The 17441-nt window shown below is 62.4% G+C and carries 17 protein-coding genes; 8 read left to right on the forward strand and 9 right to left on the reverse strand.

Annotation, left to right across the window (positions count from 1 at the left end):
• Positions 1-16: 16 nt before the first annotated feature.
• Positions 17-415, reverse strand: coding sequence for a copper resistance protein (locus C7416_RS17730; protein ID WP_111520131.1), 399 nt, complete (start codon positions 413-415; stop codon positions 17-19).
• A gap of 521 nt (positions 416-936) precedes the next feature.
• On the opposite strand from C7416_RS17730, the gene C7416_RS17735 reads away from it, so the two are divergent.
• From C7416_RS17735 to C7416_RS17755, 5 genes are all read left to right on the forward strand, one after another.
• Positions 937-3015, forward strand: coding sequence for a copper-transporting P-type ATPase (locus tag C7416_RS17735; RefSeq protein ID WP_111520243.1), 2079 nt, complete (start codon positions 937-939; stop codon positions 3013-3015).
• A gap of 83 nt (positions 3016-3098) precedes the next feature.
• Positions 3099-3641, forward strand: a complete 543-nt coding sequence (locus C7416_RS17740; RefSeq protein WP_111520132.1) for a c-type cytochrome — start codon at positions 3099-3101, stop codon at positions 3639-3641.
• 106 nt (positions 3642-3747) lie between these two features.
• Complete coding sequence (locus tag C7416_RS17745; protein ID WP_111520133.1) at positions 3748-4383, forward strand: nitroreductase family protein; 636 nt, start codon at positions 3748-3750, stop codon at positions 4381-4383.
• Between the two features lie 62 nt (positions 4384-4445).
• Positions 4446-4991, forward strand: coding sequence for a carboxymuconolactone decarboxylase family protein (locus C7416_RS17750; RefSeq protein ID WP_111520134.1), 546 nt, complete (start codon positions 4446-4448; stop codon positions 4989-4991).
• 152 nt (positions 4992-5143) lie between these two features.
• Positions 5144-6112 (forward strand): AraC family transcriptional regulator, encoded by a 969-nt coding sequence (locus C7416_RS17755; protein WP_111520135.1) that lies wholly within the window; start codon positions 5144-5146, stop codon positions 6110-6112.
• A gap of 68 nt (positions 6113-6180) precedes the next feature.
• Here the strand turns inward: C7416_RS17755 and C7416_RS17760 are convergent, their stop codons facing one another.
• From C7416_RS17760 to C7416_RS17770, 3 genes are all read right to left on the reverse strand, one after another.
• Positions 6181-7113, reverse strand: a complete 933-nt coding sequence (locus C7416_RS17760) for an MBL fold metallo-hydrolase (protein WP_111520244.1) — start codon at positions 7111-7113, stop codon at positions 6181-6183.
• Between the two features lie 254 nt (positions 7114-7367).
• The gene (locus C7416_RS17765) at positions 7368-8546 is read right to left on the reverse strand and encodes a chromate transporter (protein WP_111520136.1); all 1179 of its coding nucleotides are present in this window, start codon (positions 8544-8546) and stop codon (positions 7368-7370) included.
• Between the two features lie 18 nt (positions 8547-8564).
• Positions 8565-9527 (reverse strand): chromate resistance protein ChrB domain-containing protein, encoded by a 963-nt coding sequence (locus tag C7416_RS17770; RefSeq protein WP_111520137.1) that lies wholly within the window; start codon positions 9525-9527, stop codon positions 8565-8567.
• A 70-nt stretch (positions 9528-9597) separates the two neighbouring features.
• Here C7416_RS17770 and C7416_RS17775 point away from each other — a divergent pair, with 70 nt between their 5' ends.
• Positions 9598-10047, forward strand: coding sequence for an isochorismatase family protein (locus C7416_RS17775; protein ID WP_111520138.1), 450 nt, complete (start codon positions 9598-9600; stop codon positions 10045-10047).
• Positions 10048-10161: 114 nt separating this feature from the next.
• Here C7416_RS17775 and C7416_RS17780 read toward each other — a convergent pair whose 3' ends face one another.
• The 3 genes from C7416_RS17780 to C7416_RS17790 all read right to left on the reverse strand — a co-directional run bounded on the left by C7416_RS17780 (position 10162) and on the right by C7416_RS17790 (position 11953).
• On the reverse strand, positions 10162-10728 hold the full coding sequence (locus C7416_RS17780; RefSeq protein WP_111520139.1) for a DUF6036 family nucleotidyltransferase: 567 nt from the start codon (positions 10726-10728) through the stop codon (positions 10162-10164).
• Complete coding sequence (locus C7416_RS17785; protein WP_111520140.1) at positions 10725-11390, reverse strand: helix-turn-helix transcriptional regulator; 666 nt, start codon at positions 11388-11390, stop codon at positions 10725-10727. The genes C7416_RS17780 and C7416_RS17785 overlap by 4 nt, the downstream gene beginning before the upstream one ends.
• 332 nt (positions 11391-11722) lie before the next feature.
• Positions 11723-11953 (reverse strand): DUF1484 family protein, encoded by a 231-nt coding sequence (locus tag C7416_RS17790; protein WP_111520141.1) that lies wholly within the window; start codon positions 11951-11953, stop codon positions 11723-11725.
• 481 nt (positions 11954-12434) lie between these two features.
• On the opposite strand from C7416_RS17790, the gene C7416_RS17795 reads away from it, so the two are divergent.
• Positions 12435-14006: an MFS transporter gene (locus tag C7416_RS17795; RefSeq protein ID WP_111520142.1), complete on the forward strand. Its 1572-nt coding sequence runs from the start codon at positions 12435-12437 to the stop codon at positions 14004-14006.
• Positions 14007-14229: 223 nt separating this feature from the next.
• On the opposite strand, the gene C7416_RS17800 is transcribed toward C7416_RS17795, so the two are convergent.
• Both C7416_RS17800 and uxuA read right to left on the reverse strand, forming a co-directional pair.
• Positions 14230-15249, reverse strand: a complete 1020-nt coding sequence (locus tag C7416_RS17800) for a Bug family tripartite tricarboxylate transporter substrate binding protein (RefSeq protein WP_111520143.1) — start codon at positions 15247-15249, stop codon at positions 14230-14232.
• A 47-nt stretch (positions 15250-15296) separates the two neighbouring features.
• Complete coding sequence (uxuA, locus tag C7416_RS17805; RefSeq protein WP_111520144.1) at positions 15297-16337, reverse strand: mannonate dehydratase; 1041 nt, start codon at positions 16335-16337, stop codon at positions 15297-15299.
• Positions 16338-16592: 255 nt separating this feature from the next.
• On the opposite strand from uxuA, the gene C7416_RS17810 reads away from it, so the two are divergent.
• Positions 16593-17333, forward strand: coding sequence for a FadR/GntR family transcriptional regulator (locus C7416_RS17810; protein WP_111520145.1), 741 nt, complete (start codon positions 16593-16595; stop codon positions 17331-17333).
• Positions 17334-17441 lie beyond the last annotated feature (108 nt).

Below are 17441 nucleotides of genomic sequence, written 5' to 3' on the forward strand. Positions count from 1 at the left end.
GGCGTTGCTGCGGAGGCTACGTTCGGAAACAGCAGTGAAGGATGGGGAGGGGGCGTGGCGGCGCCCGGGGCATCGCATCGCGGGCAGCGGCCAGGCGATGTGCCAGGACCGGTATCGGCGCGGGCACCACGACATTGACCAGCACCGGATGGAAGGCGGGAACCTGCGGCGTGACATGGTCGGCCGACTTCGAGCCGAGCTGGCAGTGCTCCTGGCATAGCCCGTCATGTACGCCAGGCCCGGCGTGTTCCATTGCCATGTCGGGGCAGGCTTCGGTCATGTTCGCCATCTCTTCCGTCGCGCTCAGCGAATACCGGCTGCCCTCGCAGGCATACGCCGCCGCTGCCAGTTGTACTGTCAGGAAAGCGCTAAGCAGGAAGGCGGCAAGCCAGAGCCGACGGAAAGTAGTGCGCACTTGAGATACCTGGGTTGCCGGAATGGTAGCAGCGTTTGACGGCTTGCGGCATAAGCCGGTTGGAGGAGCCTGTCGTCCGTCTGTTCCATCATTGCCGCGTGGCCCCGGGCGCCGTCGACGCCAGCGAAGACCCGACCGACAACGCTCGTTGCACCTTACCGGGATGTAATGGTTGCGTAACGTCCTGGTGAGGGACGGCCCCGTACCCTGGACCGGTACGGCCGCTGGTTTTCGCCCTGGCCGTCCTTGACCTTACTACCATGGGAAGGCCTAAGCTGCCGTCTTTGGGCGCGATGGCGGACTCCCCCGTGATGGCAGGCCCAACAACCAAGGGAGCCAGGATGAACAGGACGAGCAACGACCGCGATGCCAAGATGCCTGGCCGCCACGGCGGCGCACAGGCCAACCATCATCATCACGAGCATGCGCATCACCATGTTCATGCTCATGAGCAGACCGGCAGCGGGACCAAGCCAGCCCCGGCGCAGCCTCCCGCCGAGGGCACGATCTATACCTGCCCGATGCATCCGGAAATCCGCCAGGACCACCCGGGCAACTGCCCGAAGTGCGGCATGACGCTGGAACCGTTGTTGCCGGAACTGGATGAGGGCGACAACCCGGAACTGGCGGACTTCCGTCGCCGCTTCTGGTGGACGCTTCCGCTGACCGGCGTGGTGTTCGTGCTGGCGATGTTCGGCCATCGCCTCGGCTGGATGGCCCTGTCGACGCAGAGCTGGGTCGAGCTTGCCTTGTCGACGCCGGTGGTGCTGTGGGCAGGCTGGCCGTTCTTCGTCCGGTGTTTCCAGTCGATCGTCAACCGCAGTCCCAACATGTGGACGTTGATCGGGATCGGCACCGGCGCCGCCTATCTCTACAGCGTCGTCGCGACTATCGCGCCCGGCGCATTTCCGCAGGCTTTTGCCGAGCATGGTCGCATCGGCGTCTATTTCGAGGCCGCGGCAGTAATCATCTCCCTCACCTTGCTGGGGCAGTTGCTTGAGCTGAAGGCCCGCTCCCAGACCTCGGCCGCCATCAAGTCGCTGCTCGGGCTGGCGCCCAAGACTGCAAGACGCATCGGTGCGGGCGGGATCGAGGAAGACGTACCCCTGGCCCATGTGCATGTCGGCGACCTGCTGCGCGTGCGGCCCGGCGAGAAAGTGCCGGTCGACGGTGTCGTGACCGAAGGCACCAGCGCCGTCGACGAGTCGATGATCACCGGCGAGCCGATTCCCACCACCAAGCGCGCCGGCGACCGTGTCATCGGTGCCACCATGAACACATCGGGCAGCCTGGTGATCCAGTCCGAAAAGGTCGGCTCGCAGACCGTGCTGTCGCAGATTGTGCAGATGGTGGCGCTGGCGCAGCGGTCGAAGGCGCCGATGCAGCGGATGGCGGACAAGGTCGCCGGCGTCTTTGTCGTCGGCGTCATCGGCATCGCGGTGCTGACCTTTGTCGCATGGGGACTGTTCGGTCCCGAGCCGAGCTGGGTGTTCGGCCTGATCAATGCCGTCGCCGTGCTGATCATCGCCTGTCCTTGCGCGCTGGGCCTCGCTACGCCGATGTCGATCATGGTGGCAAGCGGGAAGGGGGCGTCCGGCGGCGTGCTGTTCCGCGACGCCGCTGCGATCGAGAACCTGCGCAAGGTCGATACCCTGATTGTCGACAAGACCGGGACGCTTACCGAGGGCAGGCCGGTATTCGAGCGCGCGATCGGCGCCAATGGCTTTGCCGAGGACGACGTGCTGCGCCTGGCCGCCAGCGTGGATCAAGGCAGCGAACATCCACTCGCCGCCGCGATCGTCGAAGCAGCCCGTAGTCGAGGGCTGCCGCTGGACAAGCCGGAAAGCTTCGAGTCGAGTTCGGGGATCGGGGTAAGGGGCACGTTGGCCGGCAGGAAGATCGCGATCGGAAACACCGCGCTCATGGAAGCCGAAGGCGTCGCCACCGAAGCGCTGGTTGCGCAGGCGGACGCATTGCGTTCGCAAGGCGCCAGCGTCATGTATCTCGCCGTCGATGGCACGCTTGCGGGCCTGCTCGCCGTCTCCGACCCGGTCAAGACCACCACGCCCGAGGCGCTGGCGCGCCTCAGGGACGAAGGCATCCGTGTCGTCATGGCGACCGGCGACGGCATCGCAACCGCCAGGGCCGTGGCCGCAAAACTTGGCGTGGACGAATTCCACGGCGAGGTCAAGCCGGCCGACAAGCTGGAGCTTGTCAGTTCCCTGCAGCAGTCCGGCGCGGTGGTCGCCATGGCCGGCGACGGCATCAATGACGCGCCGGCGCTGGCGAAGGCCGATGTGGGTATCGCCATGGGCACCGGTACTGATGTCGCGATGAACAGCGCCCAGGTCACGCTGGTCAAGGGGGATTTGCGCGGCATCGCGCGCGCCCGTCAACTCTCCCACGCGACTATTCGCAACATGAAGCAGAATCTTGGTTTTGCGTTCATTTACAACGCGCTCGGTGTGCCGCTGGCGGCCGGCGTGTTATATCCCGCGACCGGCCTGTTGCTGTCGCCGATGATTGCTGCGCTGGCGATGAGCCTGAGTTCGGCCTCGGTCATCGCCAATGCACTGCGTCTCAGGAACGCTGCTTCGTAAGGCGGATGCGGGTGGATACGGGGTGACCCTAGTTATTGTCAGGAGTCAGGTGTAGTGATGAAGCTTATGGGTGCAGGCGCGACATGAACAAATCAGGCAAGCCACGCTGGCGGATCGTGGCGCTGCTTGTGCTTGGCGCGGCGATTGCCACTGCCGTTGCACTGCAGACCAGGCGGTACCTCGATACGCCATCCAATGCCGGCAAGACAGGCGATATACGAAAGCTGCGCATCGATGCCACCGATGCGGCCAGCGTCGCGCAGGGCCGCAAGATCTACGCACAGCAATGCGCCGCATGCCATGGCGCCAACCTGGAGGGCCAGCCCAACTGGCGCGAGCGCCTGCCGAACGGTCGGATGCCGGCACCTCCGCATGATGCTTCCGGCCATACCTGGCATCATCCCGACGCCGTGCTATTCACGATTACCAAGAATGGGCTGGTAGCCGGGGTGACGGCTCCGGAGGGGTATGTCAGCGATATGCCGGCCTTCGGGCAATCGCTGTCCGATGAGGACATCGTTGCCGTGCTGGCGTATATCAAAAGTACCTGGCCACGAAAAATGGCTGCGGCACAACGCGAAGTCACCGAAGCGCATGCCGTGCGGAAACAGGGCGCTGCGCAGTAGTTGCGGATTTGATCCTTTTGGGCATATTTTCGAGCAGATTGAGTCTCGAAATGAGCAATGGCTACACCTAAAGTGGAGGCTCCCAACCACCTGATGAGAGCCCTCCATGACCAAGGAAACCACCCGGACCAATGCAGTCATCGAATGTATCTTGAGCCGTAGCGCGGCCAAGTACTACGATCCCGCCGCCGCCTTGAGCGACGACGAAATTCGCGCGCTGGTACGAATCGGCACCAGCGCGCCGACATCCTTCCACATGCAGAACTGGCGCTTCATCGCCGTACGTTCCGCCGAGGCCAAGGCACGGCTCAGCCCGATCGCCTGGAACCAGCCCCCGATCACCGAAGCCGCCGTGACTTTCATCGTCTGTGGTCAGTTGGCCGATTCGAGCGTAATACCGGATCGCCTGGCGCCCCTGGTGGAGGCGGGCATCATGCCGGCGGAAATGGTGCCGGAATGGGAAATTCCCGCACGCAACCTGTACATGGATTACCCGCAGCGCCAGCGGGACGAGGCCGTACGCAGCGGCACCTTTGGCGCGGCGGCGATGATCTACGCCGCGCGCTCGCTAGGCCTGGGTTCGACGCCGATGATCGGCTTCGATGCTGAAGCAGTGCACCGCGAGTTCGGACTGGCCAGGAACGAAGTGCCGGTCATGCTTTTGTCCGTAGGCGCGGAGCGCACCGGAAACTGGCCGCAGAAGCCGCGCCTGCCGGTGGCCGATGTGTTGGACCTGCTATAAGCGGTCCGCCGCCGCACATGGATATTCCCAAACAGTAAAGCCAGTACCTTACAGAGACTACGATGCCAAGAACTGATGCCCTGAACCCGGAGCAAGTGCCGGCCGAATCGAAACCGACCCTCGATGCGTTCACCAGGAACATAGGATTTACCCCGAACATGATGGCGACCTTCGCCCAAAGTCCGATCGCGTTCAACGCATGGGCCACCCTGCTGGGCTCATTGAGCAAGGCGCTCGACCTGAAGACGCGTGACAGCATCGGCCTCGCCGTCTCCGAAGTGAACGGCTGCAATTACTGCCTGACGGTTCACAGCTTTACCGCCGAGCATATGGCCAGGCTGGCGACCGATGAAATCATTCTGGCCCGGAGGGGCCATGCCACCGACCCGAAGCGCGACGCGGCGGTCCAGTTTGCGCACAAAGTCATCGAGACCCGCGGCAACGTCACTGACGCCGATTTCAAAGCCGTCCGCGATGCTGGCTACACGGATGCGAACATCATGGAAATCGTCGCGCTGGTTGCCATGTTTTCCCTGACAAACTTCATCAATAACGTGTTTGATCCCGAGAAGGACTTTCCTGCCGTAGCGCCGGCCGGCTCGGTCTGACGTGATCCGCTCGCATCGATTCGTCTCGGCTCGATGCGAGCACCATGCCCAAGCCTGGAGGTACCCGGGAAAGATTCCCGGGATACTGAATAGCGAGAGACCGCTGTGCAATTGCCATAAGATGCTTGATCGTTCCAGGTTCCCGAGATCCAATGTCCCAAGTTGACTGGCTGAGCCAACTGCTGCAAATGATCACCGTCACCGGGCGGCTGGAGGTCCGTTGCGTCTATGGTGCGCCATGGCGGGTGGCCTGGCCTCAGTCCGCGGCGCACGAGATTCCGTACCACGTCGTGCTCAAGGGCCGAGCGATTGTCGAGAATCCGCAGACGTGGACGACGCTGGAACTGGTGGAAGGAGATATCGTGCTATTGCCTCACGGGTCGGCCCACGTACTGCACGATGGCAGTGGACAGCAGCCGCGTCGTACCCACAATCGCCACGGTGCTGCAGGATGGATGCTCAGCCAGAATGATGGCCCGGGCGAGCAGCTGGACCTGTTATGCGGGCGATTTCTCATCGAGCCGCCCCATGATCGGCTGATTCGCAGTTATCTGCCCACGAACCTGGTAGTACGTGCGATGGACGTCCATCGCGAAGAGGCCATGTCGTCCGCTTCGCATCACCTGGCCGGCCTGCTGGAACTGATGCGCATGGAGTCCACCGGCGACAAACTGGGCGGATGCGCCATGCTTAACGCGCTTACTTCAGCGCTGTTCACGTTGGTACTGCGCGCCGCCAGCGAATCGGGACAGGCCCCCGCAGGCTTGTTGGCGCTTGTCGGCCATCCACGGCTGGCGCCAGCCATTTCGGCCATGTTCGCCGATCCGGCGCGCCCCTGGACTTTGCCGGATCTGGCCGACTTGTGCAGCATGTCACGCGCCACCTTCATGCGGCACTTCCAGGACAAGCTCGGACGTTCGGCCATCGAATTGCTGACCGATATCAGGATGAGCCTGGCCGCCAACGCGCTGAAGAATCCGGCGATGACCACAGAGGCCGTGGCGGATTCGGTCGGGTATGGGTCCGTAGCTGCGTTTCGGCGAGCGTTCACGGAAACGATGGGAATGACGCCGGGGCAATGGCGCCGTCTGGCTCGCGAAACGGGTAACGCCTCTGCATGATTGCGGGGTTTGAAGAACAAAAGACCCGGCGCTGGTGCGACGGGCCTTATTGCTTGCCGGACCCTCAATCAATAATCCCATTGCACCGGCACGAACCGGAAGCTTTCTCCGTGCTTCGCAACATGCCCGATCGACGGGAACGCGACATGCGCCGCGGCCAGCAAGGAGCCGGTTGCCGCGGCTTCGTTGAGCAGCGCGATACGCACGTCCGTGGCGGCTTCGGGATCGTGCTCGAAGCCATTCTGCCAGTCGGGCCGCTCGAAGCCGACTTCGAAGATCGCGTCGCCGACGAATGTCAGTTTCTCGCCGTTCGATGCCACGTCCACGACGCAGTGCCCCGGCGTGTGCCCGCCCGTCACGCGCGCCGACACGCCCGCTGCGATTTCAACGGTCTGGTTGAACTGGACGATGTTTTCGCTGTACATCTGCGCAAACTTTGCCGCCGCCTTGCGGAGCGCGGGAGGCACCGCTTCCGGCATTACCGTCTTGCTGAAGTCCGGATTTTTCCAGAACTCCACTTCCGCGGCCGCCACGTGAATGCGCACGTCCGGCCGCAGCCTGGCCTTGACGCCATCGACGTTCAGCCCGCCGACGTGGTCCATATGCATATGCGTGATCACGATATCGGTGATCGCAGCCAGGTCTATTCCCGCCGATTCCAGGCGCATCACCGACCGACCGGCGCGCGTGAAATATTCGAAGCCGTCGCCGACGCCAGAGTCGATCAGGATCAGGCGTTCGCCGCTGCGCACGAGCGCGATATTCAGCGCCCAGTCGAAGGTGTCGCGTTGCAGGAAGCGGCCATCGCACCAGGCGTTGCGGTCAGCCTGGCTTACGTTGGTGGACATGGTCGAGGTCGGCAGCGGCAGGATGCCATCGCTGACCAGTACGACATCGACGTCACCCACGCGCACGGCATAGCGGGAGGGCACGAGTTCGCCGGCACCATCCTTGCCAAGGTTGGCGGTAACCGGCTGCACATTGCGGGTTGTTTCGCTCATCATCGGGAGTCCTGTCAATGGGTGGGAAAACCGCACTCGGCGGCAGGCATGTTCCGCTGCGTTGCGCGGACATCCTTCTCCGACCGTCGCGCGTTCCGTGCGACCATCGTTGCAACCGATTCTAGGCAGGGGGAGCGATTGCCAGTAGCGTCGCGAAGGCCTTCAGTATGTTGAGCGAAGGGCAACAATTTGGCGCCGTGCGGGCGATGAGCGGGGAGTGACAGGGTTTGCAGCCAGGCTGCCTTGTCAGGGGCTCAGTGGTGCAGCATTGGATAAACGGCCAGGCCGATCAACGCGGCGCCGGTGATGATGACCGGCTCAGGCAGCTTCTTGAACTTCATCAAGAGTGCGACCGTGACCAGCGCCAGCACCAGGGTGGGACCATCGACGATCGAACGTTTGGCCAGCACGATCACGGCCCCGGTAATCGCGCCAATCGCTGCCGCCGTGACACCATCGACAAAGGCGAGGATGGCGGGAAGCTTCCCGTATTTCTTGAAGTATGGGGCGGGCAGTACCGTGAACAGGTAGCACGGCAGGAAGGTCGCCAATGCCGCCACGCAAGCCCCGGGCAGTCCGGCCACCAGGTAACCGATGAATCCCACCGTGATGACCACGGGGCCGGGAGTTATCATGGCCACCGCCACCGCATCGACGAATTGCTTTTCGTTGAGCCAGTGGTATTCCGTTACCACGCCGCCGTAGAGAAACGGCACGATCGCAAGACCCGAGCCGAATACAAAGGCGCCCGCCTTGGCAAAGAACACGCCGAGCTGTGACAGCAGCGGCCAGTCTAGCGCGCTGAACAGGCCACTTGCAGCCGGCATCTGCGTGGCCGCCAGCGCATTGGCGCCGCTTTGGCGCACCCACTTCGGGGGCGCACGCCAGAACCAGACCAGTACGCCGGCGGCGAGAAACAGCCAGGCGATCTCGGATTCCGTGATGACGGTCACGGCAGCCAGCGTCAGGTAGATCGCCCACAACAGCTTGTCGCGGCCCACGCTTTTGGTGGTGAGCTTGTATGCGCTGATGGCAATGATGCCGATGACGGCGGCGCCAACTCCATAGAACACGGACTGCATCCAGGCCAGTCCGCCAAAACGGACATAAGCCCAGCCCAATCCCAGCACCATGAGAAATGATGGCAGCACGAATGCCAGACCAACCAGCGTTGCACCCCGGATGCGGTAGTGCACGTAGCCGAGATAAATGGCTAGTTGCGCGGCCAGCGGGCCTGGTGCCAGTTGCGCCAGCGCCAGGCCTTCCTTGTAGTCGCCATCGGTGATCCAGCCACGCCGCTCCACCAGGTCGCGGTGCATATAGCCGGCCAGAGCTACCGGGCCGCCGAAGCCCAGGGTCCCCAACCGAAGGAAATAGGCCACCAACTGCCAGAGGATATAGGCGGGACGGTCAGGGCCTTGCTGTGGTGCCATGGTTTTGGAGAGATCGAGTCAGGGTCTGTTGTTGGCTGAAAAATGCGCGTAGAGCGAATCCAGCACCGAGCTGATTTCCGCCAGCAACGCGTCGTCATCCTGTAGCCGCGCTCGCGCGCCGGCCAGCACGGCTTCGAAGCCGCTGGCTTCCGGCGCCGAGATACCGCCGATATCCAGTGCATGGACAACTCTGGCAAGCCGGCTGAGTCCTCGGTTGGCCTCGAGTCCAAAACTGGCCAGTAGCACTTCAAAGGAAACGCGATCGCCCACATGGGTAAAGGTCGCCCCGTCGAAGTCGAAGCCCAGTGCATCGTCCGGGCAATCGGCGGGGCTTTCCAGCCAGAGGAACCGGGCATGGGGATCGATGAAGCGCCGGATCAGCCAGGCGCTGGACACGCGGTCCGCCCACAGGTGGCGGCGCGTGGCCCAGCGCCGCCCCTGATACTGCGCGGCATCACGGCGCGGGATCGTACGTGTGAGCGGCTGGGGCTCGCCTGGGGACTGAATTGCCTCGACGGCCCGGCTGAAATCATTCCATCCGGCTTCTGCGCGGCGCGACGCCTCATTCGGAAAGAAGTCGATCCGGCGGATCGCTTCATAGGCGCGCTCATGGCGGCGCAGCAGTCGATTCAGTTCGGCGCCGTTCTGGTCGGAAAGCGCCTCAAGCGCTTCGGCCAGCGCAGTCTGCAGTTCGTCATAGTCAGCGCCGCGGTCGAACAAGGCGCGCAACGCGATCTCGTCGTCCGGATTTCCGGCACTGACTTGCAGCAGCCAGGCCTGGCCGTTTTCCTGCCGGGTTTCGTCAGCCAGCTGGTGCAACTGGCCGACCTGCTCCACGCCTCCGGGCAAAAGATAGGCCCCGTCACGCAGGGCGGCGCAACCCATGCTCTTGATCGCACGCCAGATCCGCATGCGCGCGGTGGCGCCGGACGTGGGAAGCGTGACGATCAGAAGCGCCCAGGATGGAGTGGTTGCGGTCATGGGCGGATGTTAGAAGCCTATAACGGCTATTTCAACGTTGTAGAGATATCTACAGTGAGATGTCTTTCGAATCACGTTAGCCGACCGCCCCAACACCGCACTTGTCGTTATCGATCTTCAAAATCAAGTCGTTGCGAACGCATATCGACGTCATGAAGTACTGGGCGCTGTCAACATGCTCATCGAGCGGGCACGCAATGCCGGCGTACCAGTTGTATGGGTTCGCCACGCCGACGAAGAACTAAAGGCGGGCAGCGAAGCCTGGCAGATTGTTGCCGAACTCGCTCCGGCGCCGGGTGAAGCGATTGTCGAAAAAAGCTATCGTGACGCGTTCGAAGGGACCGATCTAGAGTCGGTGCTATCGAGTCTCCGCGCTGGCAAACTGCTTGTGGCCGGCGCGCAGACGGACATGTGTGTTCGCTCAACGATGCATGGTGCGCTGGTGCGCGGCTATGACGCAATTTTGGTGAGCGATGCACATACCACAGATGACAGCGACTTCGTGTTTCTTGGTGCTTGAAGACATCGAACAACCAGTGGAGCCGATGGATGGTCGGCATCCGGCGCAATTCATTGCGTCATCAGAGAAAGTGTGAGCTCGCTGGCGCGCCGATGGCTACCGCTGAAGGGCAAGCTAGGCGTCGTCAGCGGGCACCACATGCCCCTGGTCGCGCAAGGCCTTCGTCCAGCGCTTGATGCGTGCGCGCAGTCGTCCCTGTGCGGCTTTCTCTATTGGCATGTCGTCGACGCGACTGATTGCTGTACGCGGCAAGACATAGCCATGCTGTATCAGGGCCATACAGAAGACTCGGTCCTTGTCACGATCCGCTGCGGCCTTTGCCATGAAGAGGTCAACAAGATCAAGGCAATAGCCGACGCGTCCATTCGTTCCCGTTGTCTGGATGCGCTGCAAACGGCTTTCCCACCCGGCCGGCAGACACGCTGTTTCTGGCCCGACGCCTTGCGCGTAATACCCATACGTCTCGTGAAAGCGTGAGCCTTCGCCAATCGCCGCATCGATCGCATCGGCCTTATGGGTGGCATTGAGTGGATAGATGTCAGCCTCCGCGGACATCGTGAAAACCGCCGGAGGATTGGGAATGGGTCCCAGGATGGATTGGCTGCCAACGACAACGAACTCATATTCATTCGTGATCTCGGCCGCCGCCCGAATGATGTGCTCCAGGTCTTCCCGCTTCATTCCTGGTCCCCAAGGACAACACCTTTTTTCAGCGCCTGCATCTGTGCCAGCACTTGTTGCCGAACGGCATCTGGTAGCAGCGTGGGCAGCGGAGACGCCTGGCGCAGTTCCTGGGCACGCCGGGTTCGGCCCAGCGCTTTGCGCCACGACTGCTTCGCAAGAATCGTTTCCCACTCCGCCCAGAGTGAGTCAGACCGCGAGTCTCCCCGTGCACGCCATCGCCTGAGGACTTCCCGTGCCCGGTTCAGTAGCGCGGGGTCATCCTGAATCAGGCGGATCGCTTCCTTGTGCAGCGCCAGGCTCTGCAAGTCCTGAGCCTCATGCCGGCCTGGATCAGTCCTGACCCGAACCTGAACCTGAGGGATGGCGCGCCTGGATGAGGCGGCGGCCGAGTCCGCTGGCGCCGGTTGGAACGTATCGCTGACCAGCAGGGCAAGGTCACCGGCAACCCCCAACACGGACATGACACGCAGATATGTGCCCATGGTTGGTGCGGGGTCGCCTGCTTCAACGGCAGCAAGAGTCGTCCGGGAGATGCCGACGCGTTTGGCCATCTCGACCGTCCCAAGACCTTGGGCCTTCCGCAGGCGTTTGATGCGGTCGCCCAGTTGCAGGAGCAAATGGCGCTCCAGGACGGAAGTGGTATCGGTAAAGGCTGGCATTTGTCCAGTATTCTAGGCAATTCGCGAAGTTTTGCCTAGAATAATGAACAAAGAGACGTCCCTGAGATCCTGACAGCACAATGCGCCGCAGCCTCACGGCATCGCCGCGCAATCGCTGATACCCGCCCCGCATTCGGTCGAATACAGGACCGGCAAACAAATAGCCCGTCGCCGACGCGACGGGCCTCATTGCTTGCGCGACCGTCAATCAGTCATCCCATTGCACCGGCACGGACCGGAAGCCTGCGCCGTGTTCTGCAACATGTCCGGTGGACGGGAACGCGCCCTGCGGCGTGTCAGCACGGCGCAGGCAGCGCCATGAAGGCCGGGTGTCATAACGTCTCAGCCTCAGGCTGCAACGCCTCGGCCATCTGATCCACCTGCATCTTGATCATTGCCAGCAGGCAATGGACGCCGTGGCATCCCTCGGACCGTTCGCTTTCTACTTCCAGCAGCGACAGGACGCTGCCCAGGCCGGCCTGGATCCGGTCGAGCGATTCCAGGGTTTCGGCCGGAATGCCGACGAAGATGGTGTCGTGCTGCGGATGGGGTTTCTCTTGCATTGCGTTCTCCTGAAGAAGGTTGGGAGACCCGCCTGATGCAAACAGTAGAGGGTGGCGGGCCTGACAGCGGGGGTCGAAGTACCGGATCACCAACGAAGCCCGGCCAGCCTGACGGCTGCCCCGCCCGGCCCGCCATAGTGGAACGACGCGCGCGTGCGTGTGGGGATGGTCGCCTGAGCGACCATCCGTTGATGATAAGCGGGCTTCGACTCCCGATCACCGTTGTTTCGGTGATAGCTCTAGTTTTTGCCTTTTCAGTGTGGATGGCGATCAGACGATTCGCAATTTTTCTTTGGAGCGCGTCGAGGGAAGCGGGACCTCGTCTGGAAAGGAGATGGCCGGAAACGGCGCGCAAGACCTGGCGACGTTTCGTAAGCTAGCCAAGCGATGGATCAGACAAGCGGAGCCGGTTCCTTGCGGGCCTCTGCAATCGTCTACATCCGCTGTGAACATGCGGCTGCCCCTTTCACCCACACTTTCCATGACCCTCGTCCGCCTTCCCAAAAACATACTTGCGCTAGCTGCGGTCTGCCTGACCTCGCTGATGTTCGGTCTCGAAATATCCAGTGTCCCGACGGTCCTCGCGACCATTGAGCATGTGCTGAACGCCGATTTCAGCCAGATTCAATGGATCATGAACGCCTATACACTTGCCTGCACCGCGGTGCTGATGGCGACTGGGGCGCTGGCGGACCGCTTCGGACGCAAACGCATCTATGTGGCCAGCATCGTGCTGTTCGGGCTCACGTCCCTGGGCTGCGGGCTCGCGCAGAGCGCGCCGGTCCTGATCGCCAGTCGGTGTCTTCAGGGAATTGCCGGCGGCGCCATGCTGATCTGCCAAGTGGCAGTGCTTTCGCATCAATTCCCGGAAGGGAGGCAACGCAGCAAGGCATTCGGCGCCTGGGGAATCATCTTCGGCATCGGCCTTGGCTTTGGTCCGATTATCGGCGGCCTGATCGTCGCAGTTGCCAACTGGCAGTGGGTCTTCCTGGTTCATTCGCCGGTCTCTATCGTCGCACTGGCTCTGGTGCTGGCCGGCGTACAGGAATCCCGGGACCCAAATGCGCAACGTCTGGACGCTCTTGGCATCCTGACTCTTTCCGTGTCGTGCTTCGGGCTCGTCTACTTCATCACGCAAGGCTCGGATCTGGGATATTCCAGTCCCGCTGCATTGAGTATCGTCGCCGCGACGGTATTGAGCTTCGTTGCATTTATCTTTGTCGAGAAGCGCAGCCCTCGACCCATGTTCGACTTTTCGGTGTTCAAGATCCGCTCGTTCTCCGGCGCGCTGTTCGGATCAATCGGCATGAACTTCAGCTACTGGCCGTTCATGATCTACCTGCCGATCTATTTTCAGGGCGCCCTTGGCTACACGAGCGTGACCGCCGGATTGTCGCTGCTCGCCTATACGGTACCGACGCTTGTCGTGCCACCGTTTGCAGAGCGACTTGCACTCAGGTTTGAGGCGCGCAGGGTCATTCCGCTCGGCATGTTCACCATCGGCCTTGGCTTCCTGCTGATGATGTTTGGCGCACGCGCGGAGGGCGCGAGCTGGCTCACAATGCTGCCGGGTTGCCTGTTGTGCGGAACGGGGCTGGGCCTGACCAATACACCGGCCACCAATACAGCCATGGGTTCAGTCTCGCCAAACCGCGCAGGCATGGCGTCGGGTATTGATATGAGCGCGAGACTGATCAGCCTGGCGATCAATATCGCGCTGATGGGCCTTATTCTTCTCGAGGGCGTGCATGCTTATCTGACCCGCGCACTTTCCAGTTTTCCAGAAACCTCGTCGCTTCGTTTGCTCGCAGCACAGGTAGCCGGAGGCAATATCGGACATTTCACGCAGAGCGGCGCTGAAATCGCGGCTGTCGACCCGCACGGCGTGATCGCTAATGCGGCTCTCGTACACGGCTTCGGGTTCGTGATGCTGTACGGGGCGATCGGTGCGTGGGCTTTCGCCCTGCTCAGTGTCGCAGTGTTTGACGCTGGCACGCGCGCACATCGCCGGGCACCTGCAGTGGATAACGGTGTCCGCCATCCAACTTCGTAGAGCAATCATTGGAGCGGAAAAGGTTAGCGGCTCACCAGCAAGTTCAAACTCCACTTGCCCGCAAAGGCAGGCGCCCTGGTGCGACGATGCGCGCCGATTCATTTTGCGTCACGAAGACTTACATGAATAGTGGTTCCGCGCATCGCTCATCCTGCGGAGGCTGGTCAACCCTAAAGCCCTCGCGACGCTGGCGACAGGCCGGCATTCACCGGCCTGCGTAGCCTTAATCAGCCGTGATGTTGTTGGCCTTCACCACCTCGCCCCACATCTTGTAGTGGGTGCGGGTCAGCGTTGCGAGCTGCTCGGGCGTGCCGCCGCCGGGCTCGTCGCCGCGGTCGACGATGCTCTTGACGACGGCCGGATCCTTCAGCGCCGTATTCAATGCACCGTTGGCTTTCTTGACGATGTCAGGGCTCAGGCCCGGGGGTCCGTACAGACCGATGAACGAGATGATGGTGAAGTCCTTGATGCCGCTCTCGGTGGCCGTTGGCACGTCCGGGATCATGGCCACGCGCTTGGGTCCCGTGACCATCAGCGGCCGCAACTGGCCCGACTTGATGAAAGGCGCGACGACCGAGGTGGCATCGAACATCGCATCAAGGCGCCCGGCCATCAGGTCGATCATGGCCGGGCTGCTGCCCTTGTAGGGCACATGGTTCATCTTCGGGCCGCCCATGCGCTCGCGCAGCAGTTCCATCGTGACATGCGGCAATGCGCCGGTACCGCCCGAGCCATAGTCGATGGTCTTGCCTGACTTGTCGCGCGCCTTGACCTCCTCGACGAACTGCGCGTACGTCTTGATGGGCGAACTGGCGGGCACGACGAGGACCAGCGGCGACTGCAGCATCACGCCTATCGGCGTCAGCTTCTGCGGATCGACGATGCCAAGCTTGGTGTAGACGTGCGGCATGATCGTCATCGAGCCGTTGCCTACCAGCAGCTTGTTTCCGTCGGGCGCCGCGCGCATGACCTCAATGGAGGCGATATTGCCGTTCACGCCGGCCTTGTTGTCGATGACAAACGACTGGCCGAGCGAACTCTGCAGGCCGTTAAGCAGTGCACGTCCCGCGAAGTCGGTCTGGCCACCGGGCGGAAAGCCCACCAGCAGCGTTACTGGCTTGGTCGGCCAGTTGGTCTGCGCCCAGGCGGTGGTCGTTGCCAGCGCACCAAGGCCAAGCGCTGCGACGCCCAGGATCAACGCGGAACGGCGCGAATTCACGGGCGATTTCTTAGTGATTGTCATGACAGGTCTCCGATTATGTTTTGACTGGGCCGCAGCCCCACGGCGCTTCAGGCCGTCTTTTCCATCGCTTCCCACATCCCGTTGATATAGACCGCGCCGAGTGCGCGGTCATAAAGGCCGTATCCCGGTTTGCCCGTCTCGCCCCAGATCATGCGGCCGTGGTCGGGGCGGTAATAGCCCTGGAAGCCGACGTCGTGGTACGCCTTGACGATCGCGGCAATATCCAGCGATCCGCAGCTCGACAGGTGGGCGGTTTCCTCGAAATCTCCCTCCGGCGTGATCTTGACGTTGCGGATATGGGCGAAGTGGATGCGTCCCTTGCCGCCGAACTCGCGCACCAGCGCCTCGACATTGTTTTGCGGGCCGGCGCCAAGCGAGCCGGAGCACAGCGTCAGGCCGTTTGCCGGCGTGTCGACGATCCCCAGGATGCGTGCCAGGTCGTCACGGTTCTTGACGATGCGCGGCAGTCCGAAGATGGGGCGCGGCGGATCGTCCGGATGAATGGCCATCTTGATGCCGAACTCCTGCGCCACCGGAATGATCGCGCGCAGGAAATGCTCCAGGTGCTCCCATAGCCTGCCTTCGTCGATGCCACGATATTCGGCCAGCAGCGACTGCAGTTCTGCTGGCGCGTAGCTGGAATCCCAGCCGGGCAGGGCGATACCCTGGCTGACGTCGACCTGTTCTACCTCGCGGGTGCTGAAGGCAAGGCAGGTCGAGCCGTCATCGAGCTTCTTTGCCAGTTCCGTACGGGTCCAGTCGAACACCGGCATGAAGTTGTAGCAGATGACCTCGATGCCCGCTGCGGCCAGGTTCCGGATGTTCTGCTGATAATTGGCGATCAACCGGTCGCGCGTCGGCTTGCCGAGCTTGATGTCCTCATGGACCGGGACCGACTCAACTACCCTGAACTGCAGCCCCGCCGCCTCGATGGTGGCTTTGAGCGCCAGGATCTTGTCCAGCGGCCATACCTCTCCAACCGGTTCGTCGTAGATGGCCGAGACGATGTGGGTCATGCCCGGGATCTGCCGGATGTATTCGAGAGGGATGGGGTCGGTCGGGCCAAACCAGCGGAACGACATCTTCATGGGTGGGCTTCCTTGAGGCGATTCTGATGCGGCAGAAGAGAGTGGAATATCCGGTCTGAACCAGCGCGCGTCATGGCCGGTAGGCACGCGCATTGGTGTACCGGATTGGGTAATCTGGTACACCAATTATGAAGAGGTTGCCCAATTTTGCCGTCATGGTTTACCATGGTGTGCATCAGGCACTGTCCAGCCACCCCCTTCTAGTGGCGAGTGGTCAACCGGTGACCACGTTGGGTAGCCGCCGCCTCACCTGCGATGCCACATTCCACCAGCGATCTAGTAACCCGTCCGACAGTCGAGAACTCGGCAGCGGCCAGCGACCGTTCGTACCTGAGCCTGGCCAGCCAGGTGCAGGCATTGATCGCATCCGGAGAGTTCTCCGCCGGCATGCGCTTGCCGTCCGAACGCACGCTGGCCGAGCGGTTCAGCGTCAGCCGCACCCTGGTGCGCGAGGCCATCATCGCGCTGGAGGTGCAAGGACTGGTCGAAGTGCGCGGCGGCTCCGGGATCTACGTCTGCGCAGAAGCGCCCGCGTCCGGTCGCGAGCCGTTCGAGATGCCCTGGCGGCCGGGGCCGATAGAATCGCTGCGCGCCCGGGCGCTGATTGAATCGGAAATCGCCGGCCTGGCGGCCAGCGAGCGCAAGGACGGCGACCTTGATCGTATGTTTGCGGCCCTGAGCCTGATGCGCGAGCACATGGACGACAAGCAGGCCAACGAGGCGGCGGACCGGCAGTTCCACCTGTGCCTGGCCGAATCGACCGGCAACCGGGTCCTGCTGCATATGGTCACCGCACTGTGGGACAGCGGGCGCAGCGATCCGCTATGGGGCAAGATCGAGGAACACTTCCATACCACGGAGCTGCGGGAGGCATCGCAGGAAGACCATCAGCGCATCTTCGCTGCGGTGATGGCGCGCGACGCGACAGCGGCGCGGGCGGCAATGCGTAACCACCTGGAGAGGGTGATCAGCGAGTTTACGCAGGCGTGGCGTTGAGGATAGCCCGTTGGGCGTCGCGCCCGAACCCATACCTCAACAATTGGCGCCGACCACCAAACGGTGTCGGCGCCCTTGCGCGCATGTCCCGACCTGCGTCAGGAGATA

The sequence above is a fragment of the Cupriavidus phytorum genome, from assembly GCF_003254285.1.
Taxonomy (GTDB): Bacteria; Pseudomonadota; Gammaproteobacteria; order Burkholderiales; family Burkholderiaceae; genus Cupriavidus; species Cupriavidus phytorum.

Excerpts from the sequence above, each read along its gene's own strand:
- uxuA (WP_111520144.1), bottom strand. The coding sequence starts at position 16,337 with ATGAAGATGTCGTTCCGCTGGTTTGGCCCGACCGACCCCATCCCTCTC.
- C7416_RS17745 (WP_111520133.1), top strand. The coding sequence starts at position 3,748 with ATGACCAAGGAAACCACCCGGACCAATGCAGTCATCGAATGTATCTTG.
- C7416_RS17765 (WP_111520136.1), bottom strand. The coding sequence starts at position 8,546 with ATGGCACCACAGCAAGGCCCTGACCGTCCCGCCTATATCCTCTGGCAG.
- C7416_RS17750 (WP_111520134.1), top strand. The coding sequence starts at position 4,446 with ATGCCAAGAACTGATGCCCTGAACCCGGAGCAAGTGCCGGCCGAATCG.
- C7416_RS17780 (WP_111520139.1), bottom strand. The coding sequence starts at position 10,728 with ATGAAGCGGGAAGACCTGGAGCACATCATTCGGGCGGCGGCCGAGATC.
- C7416_RS17785 (WP_111520140.1), bottom strand. The coding sequence starts at position 11,390 with ATGCCAGCCTTTACCGATACCACTTCCGTCCTGGAGCGCCATTTGCTC.
- C7416_RS17735 (WP_111520243.1), top strand. The coding sequence starts at position 937 with ATGCATCCGGAAATCCGCCAGGACCACCCGGGCAACTGCCCGAAGTGC.
- C7416_RS17760 (WP_111520244.1), bottom strand. The coding sequence starts at position 7,113 with ATGAGCGAAACAACCCGCAATGTGCAGCCGGTTACCGCCAACCTTGGC.
- C7416_RS17795 (WP_111520142.1), top strand. The coding sequence starts at position 12,435 with ATGACCCTCGTCCGCCTTCCCAAAAACATACTTGCGCTAGCTGCGGTC.
- C7416_RS17770 (WP_111520137.1), bottom strand. The coding sequence starts at position 9,527 with ATGACCGCAACCACTCCATCCTGGGCGCTTCTGATCGTCACGCTTCCC.
- C7416_RS17800 (WP_111520143.1), bottom strand. The coding sequence starts at position 15,249 with ATGACAATCACTAAGAAATCGCCCGTGAATTCGCGCCGTTCCGCGTTG.
- C7416_RS17740 (WP_111520132.1), top strand. The coding sequence starts at position 3,099 with ATGAACAAATCAGGCAAGCCACGCTGGCGGATCGTGGCGCTGCTTGTG.
- C7416_RS17790 (WP_111520141.1), bottom strand. The coding sequence starts at position 11,953 with ATGCAAGAGAAACCCCATCCGCAGCACGACACCATCTTCGTCGGCATT.
- C7416_RS17810 (WP_111520145.1), top strand. The coding sequence starts at position 16,593 with ATGCCACATTCCACCAGCGATCTAGTAACCCGTCCGACAGTCGAGAAC.
- C7416_RS17755 (WP_111520135.1), top strand. The coding sequence starts at position 5,144 with ATGTCCCAAGTTGACTGGCTGAGCCAACTGCTGCAAATGATCACCGTC.